The organism is Deltaproteobacteria bacterium (assembly GCA_040223695.1).
Lineage (GTDB): Bacteria > Desulfobacterota_D > UBA1144 > Nemesobacterales > UBA2774 > JAVKFU01.
The window spans coordinates 290581-308516 of record JAVKFU010000018.1 but is presented as its reverse complement, the minus strand read 5'-3'; the positions used below and the strand labels follow the sequence as shown (position 1 = coordinate 308516).

18 protein-coding genes are annotated in these 17936 nt (G+C 50.1%); 7 read left to right on the top strand and 11 right to left on the bottom strand.

Going from position 1 to position 17936, the window contains the following annotated elements; all coding sequences use genetic code 11:
- The first annotated feature begins 86 nt into the window (after window positions 1–86).
- A complete protein-coding gene (locus RIG61_10515; protein ID MEQ9619593.1) occupies window positions 87–1892 on the top strand; it encodes a multicopper oxidase family protein in 1806 nt (601 codons plus the stop codon).
- Between the two features lie 299 nt (window positions 1893–2191).
- Window positions 2192–2662 (top strand): cyclic nucleotide-binding domain-containing protein, encoded by a 471-nt coding sequence (locus RIG61_10510; GenBank protein ID MEQ9619592.1) that lies wholly within the window; start codon window positions 2192–2194, stop codon window positions 2660–2662.
- Window positions 2663–2715: 53 nt separating this feature from the next.
- Here RIG61_10510 and RIG61_10505 read toward each other — a convergent pair whose 3' ends face one another.
- The 3 genes from RIG61_10505 to RIG61_10495 form a co-directional block, all read right to left on the bottom strand.
- Window positions 2716–3135, bottom strand: a complete 420-nt coding sequence (locus RIG61_10505) for an iron-sulfur cluster assembly scaffold protein (GenBank protein MEQ9619591.1) — start codon at window positions 3133–3135, stop codon at window positions 2716–2718.
- 65 nt (window positions 3136–3200) lie between these two features.
- A complete protein-coding gene (locus RIG61_10500) occupies window positions 3201–3623 on the bottom strand; it encodes a SufE family protein (GenBank protein ID MEQ9619590.1) in 423 nt (140 codons plus the stop codon).
- 113 nt (window positions 3624–3736) lie between these two features.
- On the bottom strand, window positions 3737–4582 hold the full coding sequence (locus RIG61_10495) for a sulfurtransferase (protein ID MEQ9619589.1): 846 nt from the start codon (window positions 4580–4582) through the stop codon (window positions 3737–3739).
- A 325-nt stretch (window positions 4583–4907) separates the two neighbouring features.
- Between RIG61_10495 and RIG61_10490 the strand changes: the two genes are divergently transcribed.
- Window positions 4908–5366, top strand: coding sequence for a CBS domain-containing protein (locus RIG61_10490; protein MEQ9619588.1), 459 nt, complete (start codon window positions 4908–4910; stop codon window positions 5364–5366).
- Window positions 5367–5400: 34 nt separating this feature from the next.
- On the top strand, window positions 5401–5733 hold the full coding sequence (locus tag RIG61_10485) for a hypothetical protein (protein ID MEQ9619587.1): 333 nt from the start codon (window positions 5401–5403) through the stop codon (window positions 5731–5733).
- Between the two features lie 450 nt (window positions 5734–6183).
- On the opposite strand, the gene RIG61_10480 is transcribed toward RIG61_10485, so the two are convergent.
- The gene (locus RIG61_10480) at window positions 6184–7989 is read right to left on the bottom strand and encodes a cation:proton antiporter (GenBank protein ID MEQ9619586.1); all 1806 of its coding nucleotides are present in this window, start codon (window positions 7987–7989) and stop codon (window positions 6184–6186) included.
- A gap of 259 nt (window positions 7990–8248) precedes the next feature.
- On the opposite strand from RIG61_10480, the gene RIG61_10475 reads away from it, so the two are divergent.
- Complete coding sequence (locus RIG61_10475; GenBank protein ID MEQ9619585.1) at window positions 8249–9571, top strand: NAD(P)/FAD-dependent oxidoreductase; 1323 nt, start codon at window positions 8249–8251, stop codon at window positions 9569–9571.
- A gap of 33 nt (window positions 9572–9604) precedes the next feature.
- Here the strand turns inward: RIG61_10475 and RIG61_10470 are convergent, their stop codons facing one another.
- The 3 genes from RIG61_10470 to RIG61_10460 all read right to left on the bottom strand — a co-directional run bounded on the left by RIG61_10470 (window position 9605) and on the right by RIG61_10460 (window position 10787).
- Entirely contained in the window at window positions 9605–9769 is a 165-nt protein-coding gene (locus tag RIG61_10470) for a DUF1328 domain-containing protein (GenBank protein ID MEQ9619584.1), read from the bottom strand.
- Window positions 9770–9937: 168 nt separating this feature from the next.
- A complete protein-coding gene (locus RIG61_10465; protein MEQ9619583.1) occupies window positions 9938–10426 on the bottom strand; it encodes an MgtC/SapB family protein in 489 nt (162 codons plus the stop codon).
- A 43-nt stretch (window positions 10427–10469) separates the two neighbouring features.
- Window positions 10470–10787: a hypothetical protein gene (locus RIG61_10460; GenBank protein ID MEQ9619582.1), complete on the bottom strand. Its 318-nt coding sequence runs from the start codon at window positions 10785–10787 to the stop codon at window positions 10470–10472.
- A 173-nt stretch (window positions 10788–10960) separates the two neighbouring features.
- Here RIG61_10460 and tatA point away from each other — a divergent pair, with 173 nt between their 5' ends.
- On the top strand, window positions 10961–11203 hold the full coding sequence (tatA, locus tag RIG61_10455) for a twin-arginine translocase TatA/TatE family subunit (protein ID MEQ9619581.1): 243 nt from the start codon (window positions 10961–10963) through the stop codon (window positions 11201–11203).
- A gap of 665 nt (window positions 11204–11868) precedes the next feature.
- Here the strand turns inward: tatA and nuoF are convergent.
- Window positions 11869–13158, bottom strand: a complete 1290-nt coding sequence (gene nuoF, locus RIG61_10450; GenBank protein MEQ9619580.1) for an NADH-quinone oxidoreductase subunit NuoF — start codon at window positions 13156–13158, stop codon at window positions 11869–11871.
- Between the two features lie 471 nt (window positions 13159–13629).
- On the opposite strand from nuoF, the gene RIG61_10445 reads away from it, so the two are divergent.
- Window positions 13630–14835, top strand: coding sequence for an NAD(P)/FAD-dependent oxidoreductase (locus RIG61_10445; GenBank protein MEQ9619579.1), 1206 nt, complete (start codon window positions 13630–13632; stop codon window positions 14833–14835).
- A 25-nt stretch (window positions 14836–14860) separates the two neighbouring features.
- On the opposite strand, the gene lhgO is transcribed toward RIG61_10445, so the two are convergent.
- The 3 genes from lhgO to RIG61_10430 are packed head-to-tail and all read right to left on the bottom strand — an operon-like array spanning window position 14861 to window position 17903.
- A complete protein-coding gene (gene lhgO, locus RIG61_10440) occupies window positions 14861–16069 on the bottom strand; it encodes an L-2-hydroxyglutarate oxidase (GenBank protein ID MEQ9619578.1) in 1209 nt (402 codons plus the stop codon).
- Between the two features lie 10 nt (window positions 16070–16079).
- Window positions 16080–16961, bottom strand: a complete 882-nt coding sequence (locus RIG61_10435; protein MEQ9619577.1) for an alpha/beta hydrolase — start codon at window positions 16959–16961, stop codon at window positions 16080–16082.
- A gap of 39 nt (window positions 16962–17000) precedes the next feature.
- Window positions 17001–17903 (bottom strand): alpha/beta hydrolase, encoded by a 903-nt coding sequence (locus tag RIG61_10430; protein ID MEQ9619576.1) that lies wholly within the window; start codon window positions 17901–17903, stop codon window positions 17001–17003.
- Window positions 17904–17936 lie beyond the last annotated feature (33 nt).

Here is a 17936-nt window from a genome sequence, read left to right as displayed (position 1 = left end):
TTAAGATGCCGGAGTATTTTTTTCAGGCTCTAGCTTGTTTCCATACTGATTTGCGCCACAATCCAAAAGGAGGATCGACCACTACCATGAAGAACATGAAGGTGAGCATAACTCTAGTAATATCTTTATTCTTTATAGCTTTTTTAGCCGTAGGAGGATGCAGCAAGAACCGCGGCGGAGACGGATTTCCCCAGCCCGAGGAAAGACATTCTCAAAACGGCGTTCTGGGAACAACTTTGAGGACATTCATTGCGGAGAATTTCATCGAAAACATGGAAACAGGCGAGCTGGACCTTATAAATACGCCGACATACGAGGGGGCGCTTACCGGTCCTACCCTAAGGTTAAGACCGGGCGACTCACTGCAGATCGATTTAATAAACGATTTTCCTGAAAACCCTGATACTCAAAGGGGAGGAGCTTTTCCCCATGACCCCTTTACCACGAACGTGCATACTCACGGTTTGACAGTCAGCCCGAACGGCATCTCGGATAACGTATTCAGGCACATGGAGCCCGGAACGTCTAATCCGATTCAAGTCGATATAAGCTCCGACCATCAGAGCGGCACTTTCTGGTACCATCCCCACAAACACGGCTCGACCAGCTTTCAGTTCTTCGGCGGAATGTCGGGCTTTCTGATTATCGAAGGCGGGCCCGGAGATTTGAATGAGGTCCCGGAAATAGCCGCGGCCAAAGAAATTCTTATGGCTTTTCAGGTAATCCGGACCGATGAAAACGGCGGGGTTCCTTTTGTAAACGAGGACGCTGTGCAAGCCAATTCAGACTTCGGAGCTACTAACGGACTCTGGGCCACATACCTCAACAGTAACGCCTACTTCACCACAAACGGAGTAACCAACCCTACGCTGAAAATGCGCCCCGGCGAAGTTCAGCGGTGGAGGCTCTTGAACGCGGCTTCCGGCGAAACATTACCCGTAGCTCTCGAGGGGCACAGCCTGAACGTAGTCGCCAACGACGGAATAAACACCCCCGAGATGCTTACGCTTGACGAAGGGGAGCCTTACGTAATGGGAGCCGGTAACCGTGTGGACGTCCTCATTAAGGCGGGTGAGCCGGGCACGTATCTCCTTCAGGTGCTCGACCCATCAGGTCCTTACTCAGTTACCCCGCAGGGTGTAGCCCCCGGGGCCCGGACGGCTCGTATCGGGGGTGATTTCCCCGCAGTAACCTACCCGGTGACTCTGGCCACAATTGTTGTATCAGGCGGCGAAAAAAACATGGGTCTGCCCGCAGGACCTCTGCCCCAAACTTCGGGAATTCCTACAAGAGCAGAGATGTTAACCGCTCCGCTGAATGCCGAACGCAATATGGCAATGGAGGCGTGCGGCATGGGCGGACAACAAGCCATGCCGGAAAACCGCCTGCCTTCCTGTGGATGGTACTTCGCTCTCTACGACGCCGATTACTGGGGAGGCACGGATTTCACCACCTTGCTCATGGCGAGGGATGCTGATGACACAGGTATACCGAACCCGGTCTTCGACCCGGAAATGCCCCGTATCGATTATCTAAAAGAAGGGCTTTTCACCGCGGACGAACCGCTGTATGACAATATGTTCGGCGGTAATTTCGAGGAATGGACAATCATAAACCGTACATTCTCGGATCACCCGTTCCACATCCACGTAAATCCGATTCTGATTACTCATGTAAACGGCATTCCCCTTCCAGAGCCCGAATGGCGCGATACACTCCTGGTGCCGACAGCTATCGGTGGGAGCGGAAATATCAATGACTCAAGTTTCGGCACCATAACCTTCAGGACTTTTCTGGATCCCTTATTCCCGGGAAGCTTTGTAATGCACTGCCACATTCTGACTCATGAGGATGTGGGCATGATGCAGCGTATGGACATTACAGAGCCCTAAATTCGCCGGGTGAGTCAACAGAGCGGGATTTATCATCGCTGCGACTCGAAGACCAAGCCGTGGATAATCGGGTCCTACAGCTCGTACATCCGTATGGATAAGAGGGCTCAGGACCCGCCCGTAGCCATTCTCGAAATGGCAAAGCCCGTTAATCAAGCCTTTCCCGCTTTAATCCATACATCTATTTATGTTACAATATATGTTGAAATATGTTGAAGAATTTTATTTACAACGACATATCATGCGAATTAAATTATAATATTGAGGTGTATATTTGATTTTGCCGGGAGATATGCGACATGCAAAAACTTGAGTCAATACTGGAAGAGCACTACTGCTTCAAAGGACTCGACAAAAAGTATATCGACATGATAGTAGAAAAGGCTTCATACGTTAATTTCGAAGAAGGCGAGCTTATTTTTCACGAGAACGACAAAGCCGACAAGTTCTATTTAATCCAGGAGGGCATAATAGCGCTTGAAACCAAGCTCGCCCCCGATAGAGACCCCATCACTATTCAAATGATCGGGGAAGGCGATGTGTTCGGCTGGGCATGGCTCTTCCCTCCCTATCTGACCCATTTCGACGCAAAGGCGGTAGCCCCCACGGTGGCCGTGTCAATAGACGGCAACTTCCTGCGGACAAAGAGCGAGGAAGATCACGACCTCGGCTATGAGCTATTAAAGCGTTTTGCCTACATCATTCAACAGCGGCTTCAGGCCGTGAGGCTTCAAAACCCGAATATGTATGTAGTGAAATCCAAGTCCTGACTTTTCTGAAACGACTGCGGGTTAATTGCCGATTTGCCGCGGAACTCGGGTAATCAGGGGACTGACCGCTCGCGCGACAGAGACTCGGACATATTTTTAACGCGCCACTGCTTAACGGCTGTTTTCAGAGTGTTAAAGCCCAGATACGCGCACTTGGGTCGTGTGGTAACGAGCCTCTTTCCCAGTATTTGAGTGACAACAGCGGGAGACATTTCCTCGATTTCCGATACTGTTTTACCCTCTACACCTTCAAGTATCAGAGAGGTGCCCGACTGACTCACCATGCACCCCTCCCCTTCAAAACTCGCCTTTTTTATTACACCGTCTTCATCGACATCCATGTACACGGTCACAATGTCGCCGCATCCGGGATTTCCACCCTCCTGAACCACAGAGGCATTTTTCACGGCCCCGTAGTTCCTCGGGTTTTTGTAATGGTCGAGTATAAGCTCCATCAATTCTTCATGATCCATTTTGCCGTCTCTTTAGAAATAGATTATCCCGGATTTGAGGGGGTATTAATAAACGAATTGTCCGCTCACTGAAGCCCGCCCGCTTTTTTGACTTCGCTTTTGATACGGTTATAGACCGCGCTCAGGCCGAACATGCGTCTGGTTCCGAGTTTCTGGTCCAGACTCAGGCTGCTTATCAGGTTTTCGGGCGCTGATAATACCTCCTCAGCCGTCACACCGTTGAAGGCATCGACCAGAAGGGCTACAAACCCCCTCACCGTCGGCGATTCCTCAGGCACATCCGCATAAATCCGAACCCGTCCGTCCTTAACGTCAATGAAAACAAATACGGGGGTCTCACACTCGGGAACCCGGTTGAAACCCGCGTCCCGCGCCTCCTCGTATTCCTGCGGAAGCTCCGGGAGGCCCTCCGAGTAATCAAGGAGCATCGCAAGTGTCTCCTGATAATCAGCTTCCCTGAACTGATCTATAATTTCATCGATTTTCATCTTAATATATTTTCCGTATCAAATATATAAGCATACAGAACCAACCCTTCATAAAATAAGAATGCGGCCCTCGAAGTTTCGCATCCAGTAATTATATAAACCCTCTATCCTTCTCAGGGCTTTTCGATAGGCGCTCTGACAAGGTTGCCCCATTCGGTCCAAGACCCGTCGTAATTTCTTACCTTGTCGAAACCGAGAAGATAAGTCAACACGAACCACGTGTGGGAGGACCTCTCCCCTATCCTGCAGTAGGCGATCACGTCATCCCCGTTCTTCAGCCCCTTCTCTTCCATATAAATGGACTTGAGATCGTCGGCGGACTTAAAAGTACCGTCCTCGTTAACAGCAGTAGCCCAGGGCACATTCGCGGCGCCCGGTATGTGTCCGCCCCTGAGAGCGCCTTCCTGAGGGTAGGCTTCCATATGGAGAAGCTCGCCCGAGTACTCCTTGGGGGAGCGCACGTCTATGAGAGGATTATTCGAACCGATATGTTTCGTTACTTCATCCCTGAAGGCCCGGATCGATTCATTTGTGCCGGAGACTTTGTAATCCGTCTTCGGGTAATCGGGAACTTCCCTGGTAAGCGGGCGGTCTTCTTCCACCCACTTCTGCCTGCCTCCGTTCATAATCAGACACCTCTCGTGCCCGAAAAGCTTGAATACCCAGAACGCGTAGCAAGCCCACCAGTTATTCTTGTCGCCGTAAAATACGACCGTGGTATCATTGGAGATGCCCTTTTGAGACATAAGCCCCTCGAATTTATCCTTGTCTATATAATCCCTAACCAGCTGATCCTGGAGGTCCGTCTGCCAGTCAACCTTGACTGCGCCTTCTATATGCCCCACATCGTATAACAATACGTCCTCGTCCGACTCTACTATTCTTATATCCGGGTCGTCAAGGTGCTCCGAGACCCACTCCGTGCTAACCAGCACTTCGGGGTGTGCGTAATCTGCCATCTCATACCTCCTGATTAACGAAATTTTTAAAACTTTTGATTCTAAAAAATTCTAAAACGCTTCACTTCAACATTTTATTTTATTGGTTACAGCGTCTGAATTCAAGTGGAAAGACGTTTTTAACGTCCCATCAACATTGTGATTTTAAAATACAAATGAGAACGACGAATTAACATAAAATCAAAGGGTGTGAGCTGTAACAAAATGCAGCCCCGGTATAACCGTGAAAAAAGGGGTTTTTTCAATTTGAGTTTTGTGCTACTATGTAATAAGATGGGATTATTGGATTAAAATATTAAAATCTCGCAAAAGGGGGTAAGCATCCATGTTAGAAGAATTAAAAGTACGGGATTTAATCGGCGCGAGAGACAAGGTGTTTTTTGTGGGTGCTGACGATACCGCCGACATCGCTGCTCTCAAACTCAGGAACTTCAAGGTGAGGACTACAGGCGTCATGAAAGACGGGCAGATCGTGGGTGTTGTGGGGCACAGCGATTTCGCAACCAAGATTGTAGCGCTCGGCAAAAAGCCTTCCGACGTAAAGATCGCCGATATAATGAGTACCAAACTGCATACGGTCAATCTCGACACATCATTTTACGAATGCCTGGACCTGATGAATGAACACAGCATATCACACCTCTTCATACTCGATCAGGACGGCGAATATTACGGCATGCTCGCGTGGAGCGATTTACAGAGAAGGCTCATACAGGAGCTCAAGTACCAGCTCAAGGTAGCCCAGGAATACGCGTTCGGACCTTACATAAAGGAAATGTCCTGATACTGATTGATATATCACCTGCGAGGTAATTAGAATGAGCGAGAGCGAAAAAGAAGAAACAAATAAAATTGAAGAAGAAAGTCAGGACGCCGAAGTAAAGAAAGAAGCGGAATCCGCCGAAGAGATAGAATCCGTGGCAGAAGCAAAGGAGACCGGGGGCGGAAAGGAAACCAAACCCGAAGAGCCTGTCGCTCCTGAAAAACACGATGCCCCCAAGAAAGGCCTTATGGAGAGAAGGGATAGTTTTAAGCAGTCGAGCGTCCCCAACGCTCACAAGGGCTACAGCGGGAAGCCCCCTGTAGTGATGCTTCTCATAATAGTAGGGATGTTTATCGTTAGCTATATCCTGGCCGCCCTTACGGGTTGATTCAACCGATCAACAGCACCGGCACAAAATTGTCATTACCTTCAATCTAGAGCTTAACCCGTTCGTACGGAGCCTGTGGAAGGGTTGAACAACTTTTCTTTCTCCTGTACCCTAAAATCCGTCATTCTGAATTTATTTCCGAATCCAGGCTTTTTCCTATCCCGACATTACTGAAATTGCGTTAAAAAAATAAATTACGCAATCGTAAAAATATTTTAGGCTTGCGGGGGGGGGGAATTAAAATATTTTAGATGTAGTAATTTATTTTTAGCTATTTCTGTTAAGTCGGTGATTTTTGCTTCTTTTCATCAAGGAAAAGAAGAAACTCCTTCGGCCTTTTATGCCATTGCGAAGTGGCGAACCCTCTGCGGCATCTCGTCTTAAAACCCGCTCATCCTGAGCCCGGTCGAAGCATGCCATTGCAAAGCTGAGGGGCGGCGAATGCCGCAATCACTCCTCCTCACCATTGCTCACAAGCGCCACAATCTGCTGTCCGGGCTGAGGAACGGGTGCGTTATCATGAGCGAATACAGCAAGCTCACCGTTTTCCCTGATAAGGAAAAGCGGAATGGCTCTTTCCCCGTAATGTGATTTGAAAGACTCGTAGGTGAACTCCTCGGTGAGCGGGGTTTTCTTGATTACTGCGCCCGCGCCGAATCTCTTCGAAAGGTTCGTATAAGTAGCCTCCGGGATGAAAAGCAGCCTTCCGCTCAGGTGCTTCGGTATGCTCTGTTCGGACATTGTCCTGGTCTTGGACTGTCTCGTAAGCTGATATACATTAGACCGTCCGAAGTACTCGATGAAATGGAGCGCCGCCAGGGAATTTACCTCGTCGTTCGGAGTAAGCGCAAGGAGCTTGCCTATATCGTCGAGGTCTATATCCTCGGAGACGTCTTCAAGGAGTATATTCTCGTAGTACGCCTTGATACCGTCCTGCCGTGCGGCGGAAATATTGGTCCAGTTTGAGTCAACCATAGTCACCTGGTAGCTGTTTTCATGAAGGAATTTCGCGATAGTTCTCGCCCAGCTGTGGGCCCCGACTATCAGTACCCCCTGGGGGTTAGGCTTGGCTATACCCAGACGCCTGGCCAGAGGACTCGCGGTAAGACCGTAAACGGCCACCGTCGCGGTAATTACAAGAAACGTTACATCGACCAGATCCCCGGCCTGATCAAAACCAACCTGCTCGAGCCGCAGGGCAAAGACAGAAGATACGGCGGCCGCGACAATACCCCGTGGAGCCATCCAGGACAGAAAAAGCTTCTCTTTGAAATTCAAGCCGCTCCGGAAAGTCGAGACAAATACGCTCAGAGGACGGGCAATGAAGAATAAAACGAGCAGGAAAACTATGCTGACGAAAGTTGCCAGATACTTCACATCCTCAGCCGTAAGCCTTGCGGCCAGTATAATGAAAAGACTCGCGATAAAAAGAACCCGAAGGGTCTCCTTAAATTCCATTATGTGCTTTATGCTTACGGTCTTCTGATTGGCAAGCACAATGCCCATAATGGTCACGGTGATAAGACCCGACTCATGCTGAAAGAAATTAGAGATCGTGAAGGCGGCTACCACGAACATCAGTGACACAGGATTTTGCAGATGGTCAGGCGCCCAGTGTTTTTTAAGAATAAAAATTATTGCCTGTGCGCCTGCAAAACCTATCACGCCGCCCAGAATAAAAGATTTCAATACGCTGAAAGCGACCTGTTCCGTCGCTTTCTCCACCCCTCCCGCAACGATAGCCTCGAACACCAGCACCGCGAGAAGCGCCCCTATAGGGTCTATGACTATCCCCTCCCATTTAATTATGGAACCCACCCTTCCGGAGGGTCTTATTTCCCTCAGCAGGGGAATAATCACCGTAGGCCCCGTGACGACCAGAATCGCCCCGAGCAGCACGGCCAGACGGAAATCGAATCCGAACAGGTAATATGAGGCGACGGACGAAACGGCCCACGAGACAATAACGCCTATTGTCACGAGACTGAGCACGACTTTCCTTATTTCGCGCAACTCCGAGAACTTTAGACTTAACCCCCCCTCGAACAGTATCACCGCCACCGATACCGAAACAATCGGAAGCAAAAGCTCTCCGAATATCAAATTCGGGTCAATAAAACCTGTGGCGGGCCCCGCGATAAATCCGCTTATCAGAAGAAGGAGGATAGCGGGAAGCCCTATGCGCCAGGCTATCCACTGTGCGCCGATTCCGAGAACAATTATTGTTATAAAGCCTATTAATAAATGCTCATCCATATAAACACCCGGGAAGCCCTGATCGGATCATAACGATTTTCAATTAATATTCTCCGCCAGACCGCCGACGAGAAATAATCTCACAGATTCAAATTTTTGCAAGAATTTTAATAAAAATCCCGGAACCGGAATTACATATACGGCCACTATGGTTTCATCCTTCTTCTAAATACCCTTTTGAAGTAAACTCTTTGAATAATCAAAAAATCTATCGAGTGCAATACTTCAATAAGTCAGTGATAATAACATAAAGGATATTATGGAAAGCGGAAACGAAAAACTTCATCGCGTAGTGATACTGGGAGGAGGATTCGGCGGCCTATACGCGGCTAAAGAACTCTCACGCTTGAATTTCAGGGTAACCCTCATAGACAAGAGAAATTTCCATCTTTTTCAGCCCCTCCTGTACCAGGTCGCCGCCGGATGGCTCTCCCCGGGTGAAATCGCCTCACCTCTCAGGATGATGCTTAACCGCTACAAAAACACCTATGTTTTCAAGGGAGAAGTGATAGATATACTGCCCCGGGAAAAAAAGGTGCTGCTGAGGGATGACGAGGTTGAATACGATACGCTCATTGTAGCTACCGGTTCTCATCATCACTACTTCGGGCACGACGAGTGGGCGGAAACGGCCCCGGGCCTAAAAACCGTAGAAGACGCCCTCGAGATGCGGCGCAAGATACTCCTCTCTTTTGAGGCGGCTGAGCGGGAAACGGACCCCGAAATTCAGAAGGAGTGGATGACCTTCCTCATAATAGGAGCCGGCCCCACAGGGGTGGAGCTTGCGGGCACAATAGGCGAGCTCACACGGACCACGCTGAAACACGACTTCAGGAATATAAACACGGCGGACTCGAAGATTATTCTTGTCGAAGGCCTGGACCATGTCCTGCCCACATATCCCCCCGAGCTATCCGTCAAAGCGGAGGAATCGCTTAAATGCCTTGGTGTGACTATCAGGTTGAATACGATGGTTACGGAGATCAAAGGTAACAAGGTAAAGATAAAGAAAAACGGCGAGGAGGAGGAAATACAGTCAAGGACCATACTTTGGACAGCGGGTGTAAAAGCGTCTTTTCTGGGCAAAGTGATAGAGCAGCGCGCGGGAGCCGTGCTCGACAAAGGAGGAAGGGTCATCGTCGAGTCCGACCTGAGCGTCCCTGGTCACCCCGATATATTCGTAATAGGCGACCTGGCTCATTTCTCCGGCAAGGACGGCGAGCCGCTTCCCGGAGTAGCCCCTGTAGCGATGCAGGAAGGCAGATACGTCGCCCGTCTGATAGAGGACAGGAGAAACGGGAAAGAGCCCGGACCGTTTAAATACGTTGATAAAGGGAGCCTCGCCGTAATCGGAAGGAACTCTGCCGTGGCGGAGATTGGAAAGTTTAAACTCTCGGGATTCCTCGCGTGGATCATCTGGGCGTTTGTCCACATCAGATATCTGATCGAATTCGACAATAAAATAGTCGTCCTGTTCAGGTGGGCATGGAATTATTTCACGAGAAAAAGGGGCGTGAGGCTTATTACCGGAGATACGCCCGCCACGCTTATAGAAAATAAGAAGAAAAAACTCAGCGGCTGATTTATATTCCCTACGAGGATCCGTTCAAATTGCTCAGGCCCTCGGCCTCCGCCCGAAGATAAGGGATATGATAAACACGATGAGGAATACAAAGAACAGGATCTTGGCTATCCCGGTAGCGGTACCGGCTATGCCTCCGAATCCGAGAATACCCGCAATTATCGCTATTATTAAAAAAGTCACTGCCCATCCTAACATTTTTCACCTCGCAGATATTTTTTTGAGCACATAACCTTCTTCTAAACTAACACAGGTCATGAACGGAAACAATCCCTGCTTTTATCGCTGTTTAATAACCCGCCCCACAAACCCTGCCGGGCTCACCATACATAAAGCGCTTATATACTAAGCCGCTTATTAAAAAAGTTAATCATCAGAGCTTTTAGGGCCGAATCCGAGTCTTCTCTCCACGAAAACAACTCCACGAAGAGTAAGGAGCGCGATCACCGTAACGCCTACGGCCAGAAGCAGCTTTGACAATGCGACGCATATTCCCACCGAGGCGACGAACAATAAAGTAGCCGCGGTCGTCAGCCCCTGTACTTTGCCAACGCCTCTCCTTATGATAGTCCCCGCTCCCAGAAAGCTCACCCCGGTAATTATCGCCTCTATTATACGAATGGGGTCAGACCTGAGTATCTCGGAATTTATATCGTATTCCCTCACGATAATCTGGCCGAGCGAGACGAGTAAAGTCGCCGAGCCCGCCACGAGCATATGCGTCCTGAGTCCCGCGGGCTTATCCGCAAGCTCCCGGTCGAGACCCACAACAGCGCCTAGAAGCATCGACACGACTACGTATATGAGTATTCTGAGCTGAATCGGGCTGAAATCCAGCAGCTCTGCTATTTCCATCTTTCACTCATGCCTGATCCGTTCTTATGTCGGATCAGGCTTCCTATCTCTTTTCGTGCAATTTGCCAATAAGCATCCCCATCAGGAACGCCAGAAGCACGCTCAGGAAAGGCCTCTCCACGATTTTGCGCTCGACCTCCTCCACACCGCCCTTTCCCAGGAGCCTGCCCGTCTCAAGCGTCTCGGCAAGCTCGTCGTACAATTTACGCGCCTCGGCCTGAAGCTCCCTGTTTTTTGTAGAATAGGCGCTCCGGCTTATATCGATTAGCTTTTCGGTAATATTGGAAAAGTCCGAGCGAATCCTTGTAACGTCGTCTTTGACATCGTCGATGTTTTCCTTTATCTGGTTATTGTTGTCCATAGCATCTTACCTCCTATCAATCAGTATGGAATCCATGAATATAGGTGTCAAGGAAAAAGCTCCGGAATATAAAATTCCGCCTAAAATTTTATAACCCGGCCGGGGATACGGAAGTTGCAACTAGATTGACTTTCGCAAAGAATAACGGTAATTTTTTACGGAGAGGTAACAATATGATAGGCGGACTTGGAATTTGGGAACTTATTATAATTCTGGTGATACTGCTTTTGATTTTCGGCCCGAGCAGGCTCGGAGATCTCGGCTCATCGCTCGGCAAGGGGATCAAGGGTTTCAGGAAATCACTGAAAGACGACGAAATCGACGTCACCCCTCCCAAAGACGAATCCAAAAAGATCGACGACCATAATCTTGAAACACCCAGCTCCACATCGGACAAGAAAGAAAACGTCCGGTAAATTTTCCTTCACCACGAATACTTCACTTCTCTTAATAAGTAGCGAGAGTATTCCCTAACCACCCTGACACACGCAGTGTGTTTCTATTGAGTTCAGCACACAACGTGTGCTCATATACGATTTCTTCCTGCCTCCCCGGCCTGATCGATCATCCTCTTCCATTACTTCCGAGTACGAACACATGTTATGTGCCATTCGTGCTGAGTCCAATCGAAGGACGCATCCCATTCCTCAACCCCTCCGCCTACCCGGCCCCGTCATTCCGAACTGCGATTGCGAACAAGTAACGATTGTGATGAATAAGAACAATCGGAGGCCATTGGCTGAATGCAACTGAGCAAGTGCTTCACGTTATCACCTGTATTAACCCACAATTTTCCGAATCCAGGCTTTTTCCTATCCCGACATTACTGAAATTGCGTTAAAAAAATAAATTACGCAATCGTAAAAATATTTTAGGCTTGCGGGGGGGGAATTAAAATATTTTAGATGTAGTAATTTATTTTTAGCTATTTCTGTTAAGTCGGTGATTTTTGCTTCTTTTCATCAAGGAAAAGAAGAAGAATTATTGTTTTATCCTTCTCTTCACAAAGCAGTAAAACACCTACACCAATCTCACATATTGAACCCGCGCACCTGTCGCAATGTCGCAAACTGCGACGAGCCTAAATCCAGTCCCCCATGTGCTTCCTCTCGAATGGGCATTTCCCGAGTCTCACGTGCTCCTCGAACTCGTGGCGGAACTTTCTCACAATTGACTCGACAGGCATGGCGCACCCGTCGGCCAGGGCGCAAATAGTCGTCCCCCTCATCTGTGAGCACGCGTCGAGCAGAGTGTCGATATACTCCATCTTCCCCCTCCCCTCCTCTATCATGGCGAGCATCTTCGTGAGCCACCACGTGCCCTCCCTGCACTGCACGCACTGCCCGCAGGACTCGTCCCTGTAGAAATGGGCGAGATTGTGAGCGACCCTCACCATGCAGGTCTCTTCATCCATGACCGTGACCCCGGCTGTTCCGAGCATCGAGCCCACGCCCGCCAGTGTGTCGAAATCCATCGGCAGGTCGAGCTCGTCCGCCGAAAGAACGGAAGCCGATGAGCCTCCGGGGGATATTGCCTTCACCTTTCCGCCGCCGGGAACACCTTCGCCGTACTCGTCGAGCAGCTCACGAAGCGGGATCCCGAGGGGAAGCTCGTAAAGGCCCGGCTTGTTGATAGCGCCGCAGAGACCGTAGATCTTGGTCCCGGTATTCTTGGGAGTGCCTATCTCGGAGAACCACTCGGCGCCCCTGTTTATAATGTGGGGAACGCAGGCGAGCGTCTCGACGTTGTTCACAATGGTGGGGCATCCGAAAAGGCCGATCTGCGCGGGGAACGGGGGCTTCGGTCTCGGTTCGCCGTTCTTTCCCTCTATAGACTCCAGAAGGCCCGTCTCCTCGCCGCATATATAAGCGCCCGCGCCCCTGAACAGCACCACGTCCAGATCGAACCCCGAATTCAGAATATTATTACCCAGATAACCCCTGTCGTAAGCTTCTTTGATCGCGTTTTCTATGATCCGCGCGCCGTTTGGCATTTCACCTCTTATATATATGTAGGCCTTGTGGGAATTGATCGTGTAGCATGCGATAATTATCCCTTCCAGCATCTGATGTGGGTCCTGTTCCAGTATTTCCCTGTCCTTGAAGCTGCCGGGCTCGCTTTCGTCCGCGTTACAGCAGAGATATATAGGCTTCTTCGAGTCCCTCTGAATGAATCCCCACTTCACGCCCGTAGGGAACCCTGCCCCGCCTCTTCCCCGGAGACCTGACTTCTTTATCTGCTCTATTATTTCTCCGGGCTCCATCTTAAGCGCTTTCGGAAGCGCAGTGTAGCCTTCGTTGGAAATATAGGATTCTATCGTATGCGAGTCGGTTCTATCCACGTAAGTGCGAATTATTCTAAGCTCGGGCATTTCATTCCTCTGTGTGATTTTTATGACCTGTAAGTTTAAATGGCTTTTGAGAACCTTGGCAAGTTATGAACAAAAAAGAAAGTCAATTTCCACAATGAACGAACCGGCATGAAGCGCGGCAATTTCGAGACAAAAGAAGAGATCGCCACGGCCGCTTGCGCGGCCTCGCGATGACGTAAGAGAGACGACATTGCCACTCACTCCCCGCCCCGAACTGTCATTGCGAGGGAGCGTATTATGCGACCGCGGCAATCCCATCCTTTCTTCCTTCCCCATACGTAGGGGGAAGGTTAGGATGGGGGTGTCATTGCGACAACTTCGATCAACTAAGAAGCCGGACGGCAATTATCCGTAATCAAGTTCTAAAAGTGAAACAGAGCCGTCAGTATTAAAACCGCAGTCTGTAAAATAACTTTCATTTCCTCATTTTTATTATGTATATTGTCTTAAAGCCCGGAGGATAACTTGTACATGCAGCATTCTTTATCTCCCGAAACATACGATGTAATAGTAATAGGAGGAGGCCCGAGCGGCATCCAGACCTCAATGCTTCTCGCGGAGAAAGGCCTCAGGACTGTATTGATCGACAAAAATACCGAGATAGGAAAAGACGTAGTATGCTCCGGCGTTATAAGTAAAGAGGCCTTTTCCAGGTACGACCTTCCGGAGAGCGCAATCCTGGCGAGCCTCGGGAAAGCAGACCTTTATTCACCCTTCGGAACGTTTATTCCCTACTGTCATCCCGAAGAGACGGTTGTAGTAGTTGACAGGCATAAATTCGACTCAGAGCTCGCCAAAGCCGCCGCTCGTAAAGGGGTCGCGATAAGGCTAAATACGAAGGTATCGTCGCTCGACGTAAACGGTGACTGCGTATCGGCGGAGTTGAGAACCGCCTCGGGCGTAAGCAGGATAAGGGCCCGGACGGCGGTAATAGCGACAGGTGTGAGCTTCCACCTCCAGAGCGCGCTTGGAATGGGAAGACCTGAAAAAATCATTAAGGGCATACAGGTAGAGGTCCGAGCCGAAGAGGTCGGTCGTCTCAGGATATACTGGGGGAACGAGATCTCCGCGGGATTTTTCGGATGGGCTATACCGCTCTCGGACGGAAGAACCAGGGTCGGAGTAATGACTGAAGAAGATCCGATTAACGGACTTAATCATATCCTCTCCCGCATAGGTCCCTACAGAAATATTTGCTCCGAGACAGGAAAGGTCAAAAGAAGGGGTATCGCGTTCGGCACCATATCAAGGAGTTACTCCGACAGGGTAGTCGCCGTAGGGGAGGCCTCGGGTCTCGTGAAAACCACCACAGGGGGCGGAATTTACTACGGTCTTATAAGCGCGGAAATGGCGTCCGATACGATCAGCGAGGCTTTTGCCACGGGCGATTTCAGCGCCGGGACGTTGTCCGCCTATGAAAAATTATGGAAAAAAAGCCTGGGACGGGAGATTGCGTTCGGCAAGCGTTTCCACGGTTTCTATTCAAGGCTGAAAGACAATTCGATAGAAGCTCTGTTTGACGCCGCCAAAAAGGACAACCTTCTCCATTACATATCCAGGAACGGAAAGTTTGACTGGCACAAAAACGCTGTGGTTAAAATCCTGAGAAGCCCGAACCTGAGACGGGTTCTCCTATGGGAGGGAATTAACTCGGTAAAGGCAAATATTTCTTACTGATTTATATTAAGTTCTTGTGATGAAGTCATTCAAGCAGCAAATCGACCGTATGCCCGGCAAAAGCCATTGAGCATGTAAAGGCGGGGGAAATCGCGTTTAATATATGTAGTGAGTCCCCATCCCTGACTACAACGAAATCCATTACAAGCTTTTTTGAATTCCAGTCCACGAGCTGAGGGCGTATACCCGCCTTGGGAGTGTCCTCGATATCGCTCATACGAAGCCCCGGAACAAGCCCCCGCGCTTCTTTCAGGAAGAGCCGCGCCGAATACTTTTTTAATTCGGAGATAGCCGCCGCCCTGAACCCGTCGTTCGTGAACAGTAGAATCCCGTCCCTCCACAATATTGAAAAGGTCTCCAGTGAAAGATCGTCCAGAAAGCCGTATTCCTCCCGCCCGAGAGCCGGAATCGCGGTTGGCCCTATATAGACTTCGCCGCTGGCGCCTCTTGTAAAATGAACGCCGAGAAAGGGGTTTCTCAGGTCGGGAACGGGATAGATATTCCCCCTTACGAGATGGGAGCTCCCCCGGGCGAGCTTTCTGTACGTTCCCTTGAAAGGCTGTATCCTGTAACCGCTCCCGACGCCGAACTCCCGTGCCACCCTGTCCGCAAATGCGCCGGCTGCGTTAATAAATTTCTCGAATTTTATATTTCCGCCCGAGCTCACTGCGGTGGCCGACCCCTTGAGCCCGAGGAATGAAGTCCCGTAGAGAATCTTTACATTTCCGGATTCCTCAAGCTCATCGGCGAGCGCGCGCAGAATCTCCTTCGGATCAATCACTGCCGTATCGGGGGAATAGAGCGCCCTCTCCGAAGGGGCGGCGTGAGGCTCGATTTCCAAAAGCTCATTCCGGTCTATCATGCGGGATCTGGCACCGCTCGAATCCGCCCTTCTTTTAAGCTCGTCGAGCGCCGCGAGTTTCTCCTCGCTGTCGGGCACGATCACCTTCCCGCTCTCCATCAAGGTAAGCCCCCTCTCCCTGCAAAACTCCTTCATCAGCCTGTTCCCCTCGACACAGAACCTGGCCTTGTTAGTGCCCGGAGAATAGTAGATACCGGCGTGGAGAACACCGCTGTTCCTGCCGCTCGCATGTGCCCCCGGTGAAGACTCTTTTTCAATTATGATAATATCGCCCAGGCCTCTTTTCAGAAGCTCGCGGGCCGTCGTAAGGCCTGTTATGCCCGCGCCAGCTATCAGGATATGGCACGTATGCTCCACTTTATTTCTATCCACGAAATGTTTTTTACTGATACGCCTTCTCGAATCTGGAAAGCCATCCGGCAAGAACATCGACCGTGAACGCGGGGTTCTCCATGCAGTCATGCCGCGCGCCCGGGACGAAATTAAGTTCGACCTCCTCGTTGCCGGACTCATTTAATATACGGACAAGCTCGCGGGGTTCTTCCTCGCCGACTATGTAATCCTCTTTCCCGTGAATAAACAGCACCGGCACCTTCACTCCGGATATGATCTCTTTGGTCTTGGCGTTATACGCTTCGGGACTTCTCATAAACCACCATGTCCTGTATGTGAACAGTTCCACGTCGGAGGGATCAAAAGTAGGCCCCCACGCTCGGTACACGATAAATACTCTGTCATTCCTGGTAGTAACGGGGTCCGGCCTCAGAACCTTCTTTGCGATCTCATAAATATGGTCATAGGACGGTATGCTGTTCCACTTGTCGAACCTGTTTTTATTGGATTCCGGGAGTGAGGAGGAGCAGCCTTCCAAAATGAGCCCCCTCACATTAGGGTCCGGCTCCTTCACGGCGTAATAAACACTTATATTGGCCCCGAGACTCCATCCGAGGATAATAATATTCCTGAAACCTTCCTTGACCAGAACCTTTACGGCGGCCTCTATGTCCATCACGGCCTCATCGAAAATACCCCCGCCGAATATCTGCCCCGTAAACGCCATACGCGTGTTAATGGAAAGTGAGTTGAACCCGTGCTCTGCGAGAGCGTTTGGAAGTAGTCTGGGTGTGCCCCTTGCCAGGAAGTGCCCCAGAACCCCGTGCACCAGAAGCACTATGGGCGCTTCGTAAAGCTCCTCTGCCCTTTCAAATTCCCCCGAAACCAGCACCGCATTGATAAGAAACCCGTCCTCGGCCTGAAAGCTCATTAATCTTCTCTGTCGTGAAACCATGTCGGAGTTCCCGGTCTATTCTTTGAATCTTCTGTCAAGCCACCTTACAATTATATCTCCCAGTTCTTCATCCTTTCCCTCAAACGTATGTCCGGCGTTCACGTAGAACGCTGATACGTCCTGGTTGCCGGCCTGTATCGCAATCTGAGCCAGATCTTGTGTTTCCTCAGGCTGAACAACATCGTCGTACCAGCCCTGAATGAGAAGTATCGGTATTTTGATCCTCCCCATTTTCAGGTAAGCCTTGGCAGTCTCGGCCTCGGGCCCCGCCAGAAACCACCAGGTCTTGTAAGTGTAGATTTCCGTATGCCAGGGCTGATAGGTGTCACCGCGCGCCTTGTATATCAGAATAGTGCGGTCATTCTTCGAATTGTATGGATCGGGTTTAAGTATCTCCTTTGACTCCTGGTAGACCTCGTCATACGCGGGCTCGCTGCCCCACCGGTTCCACCTGCGGCGGATCGAGTCCGGCATGGAATAGGGCGCCGCAAGAGTTATAACTCCCTTGAGGTGCGGGTACTTCTCGGCGTCGCTTCTGAGATACGCGTACCTTAGAACAATGCATGTGCCGAGACTGTATCCGGACAGAATTATTTTTTTGTATCCCATTTCGACCAGATATTCGACAGCCCTGTCGATTTGCGGGATCGTGTCGTCAAGCAGGCCGTACCCGAAGAAAAGTCCGAAGTTCGCCATGCGTGTGTTTATGGCGAGTGAGGAGTATCCGCCCTCCGCTAGCACAGGAGGGAGAAAACGCTGGCTTCCGTCGAGAAAATTCCCCAGAAAACCGTGTATATGTATTACCACCGCGTCCTTTTCGGCGAGTCTTTCATCCTTGATTGTACTGTGATAGTAGAGCCCGTCTATCTTGCTCCGGTTAAAGGGTATGGAGACCAGCTCCTGTTCCATGAATCTCATTTTATAACCCCGGTTTTTGCGGAGTCATAAGGG

What these genes read in the sequence shown, in the direction of transcription:
- RIG61_10515 (MEQ9619593.1), top strand. Translation starts at nt 87, where the DNA reads ATGAAGAACATGAAGGTGAGCATAACTCTAGTAATATCTTTATTCTTT.
- RIG61_10510 (MEQ9619592.1), top strand. Translation starts at nt 2,192, where the DNA reads ATGCAAAAACTTGAGTCAATACTGGAAGAGCACTACTGCTTCAAAGGA.
- RIG61_10505 (MEQ9619591.1), bottom strand. Translation starts at nt 3,135, where the DNA reads ATGGATCATGAAGAATTGATGGAGCTTATACTCGACCATTACAAAAAC.
- RIG61_10500 (MEQ9619590.1), bottom strand. Translation starts at nt 3,623, where the DNA reads ATGAAAATCGATGAAATTATAGATCAGTTCAGGGAAGCTGATTATCAG.
- RIG61_10495 (MEQ9619589.1), bottom strand. Translation starts at nt 4,582, where the DNA reads ATGGCAGATTACGCACACCCCGAAGTGCTGGTTAGCACGGAGTGGGTC.
- RIG61_10490 (MEQ9619588.1), top strand. Translation starts at nt 4,908, where the DNA reads ATGTTAGAAGAATTAAAAGTACGGGATTTAATCGGCGCGAGAGACAAG.
- RIG61_10485 (MEQ9619587.1), top strand. Translation starts at nt 5,401, where the DNA reads ATGAGCGAGAGCGAAAAAGAAGAAACAAATAAAATTGAAGAAGAAAGT.
- RIG61_10480 (MEQ9619586.1), bottom strand. Translation starts at nt 7,989, where the DNA reads ATGGATGAGCATTTATTAATAGGCTTTATAACAATAATTGTTCTCGGA.
- RIG61_10475 (MEQ9619585.1), top strand. Translation starts at nt 8,249, where the DNA reads ATGGAAAGCGGAAACGAAAAACTTCATCGCGTAGTGATACTGGGAGGA.
- RIG61_10470 (MEQ9619584.1), bottom strand. Translation starts at nt 9,769, where the DNA reads ATGTTAGGATGGGCAGTGACTTTTTTAATAATAGCGATAATTGCGGGT.
- RIG61_10465 (MEQ9619583.1), bottom strand. Translation starts at nt 10,426, where the DNA reads ATGGAAATAGCAGAGCTGCTGGATTTCAGCCCGATTCAGCTCAGAATA.
- RIG61_10460 (MEQ9619582.1), bottom strand. Translation starts at nt 10,787, where the DNA reads ATGGACAACAATAACCAGATAAAGGAAAACATCGACGATGTCAAAGAC.
- tatA (MEQ9619581.1), top strand. Translation starts at nt 10,961, where the DNA reads ATGATAGGCGGACTTGGAATTTGGGAACTTATTATAATTCTGGTGATA.
- nuoF (MEQ9619580.1), bottom strand. Translation starts at nt 13,158, where the DNA reads ATGCCCGAGCTTAGAATAATTCGCACTTACGTGGATAGAACCGACTCG.
- RIG61_10445 (MEQ9619579.1), top strand. Translation starts at nt 13,630, where the DNA reads ATGCAGCATTCTTTATCTCCCGAAACATACGATGTAATAGTAATAGGA.
- RIG61_10435 (MEQ9619577.1), bottom strand. Translation starts at nt 16,961, where the DNA reads ATGAGCTTTCAGGCCGAGGACGGGTTTCTTATCAATGCGGTGCTGGTT.
- RIG61_10430 (MEQ9619576.1), bottom strand. Translation starts at nt 17,903, where the DNA reads ATGAGATTCATGGAACAGGAGCTGGTCTCCATACCCTTTAACCGGAGC.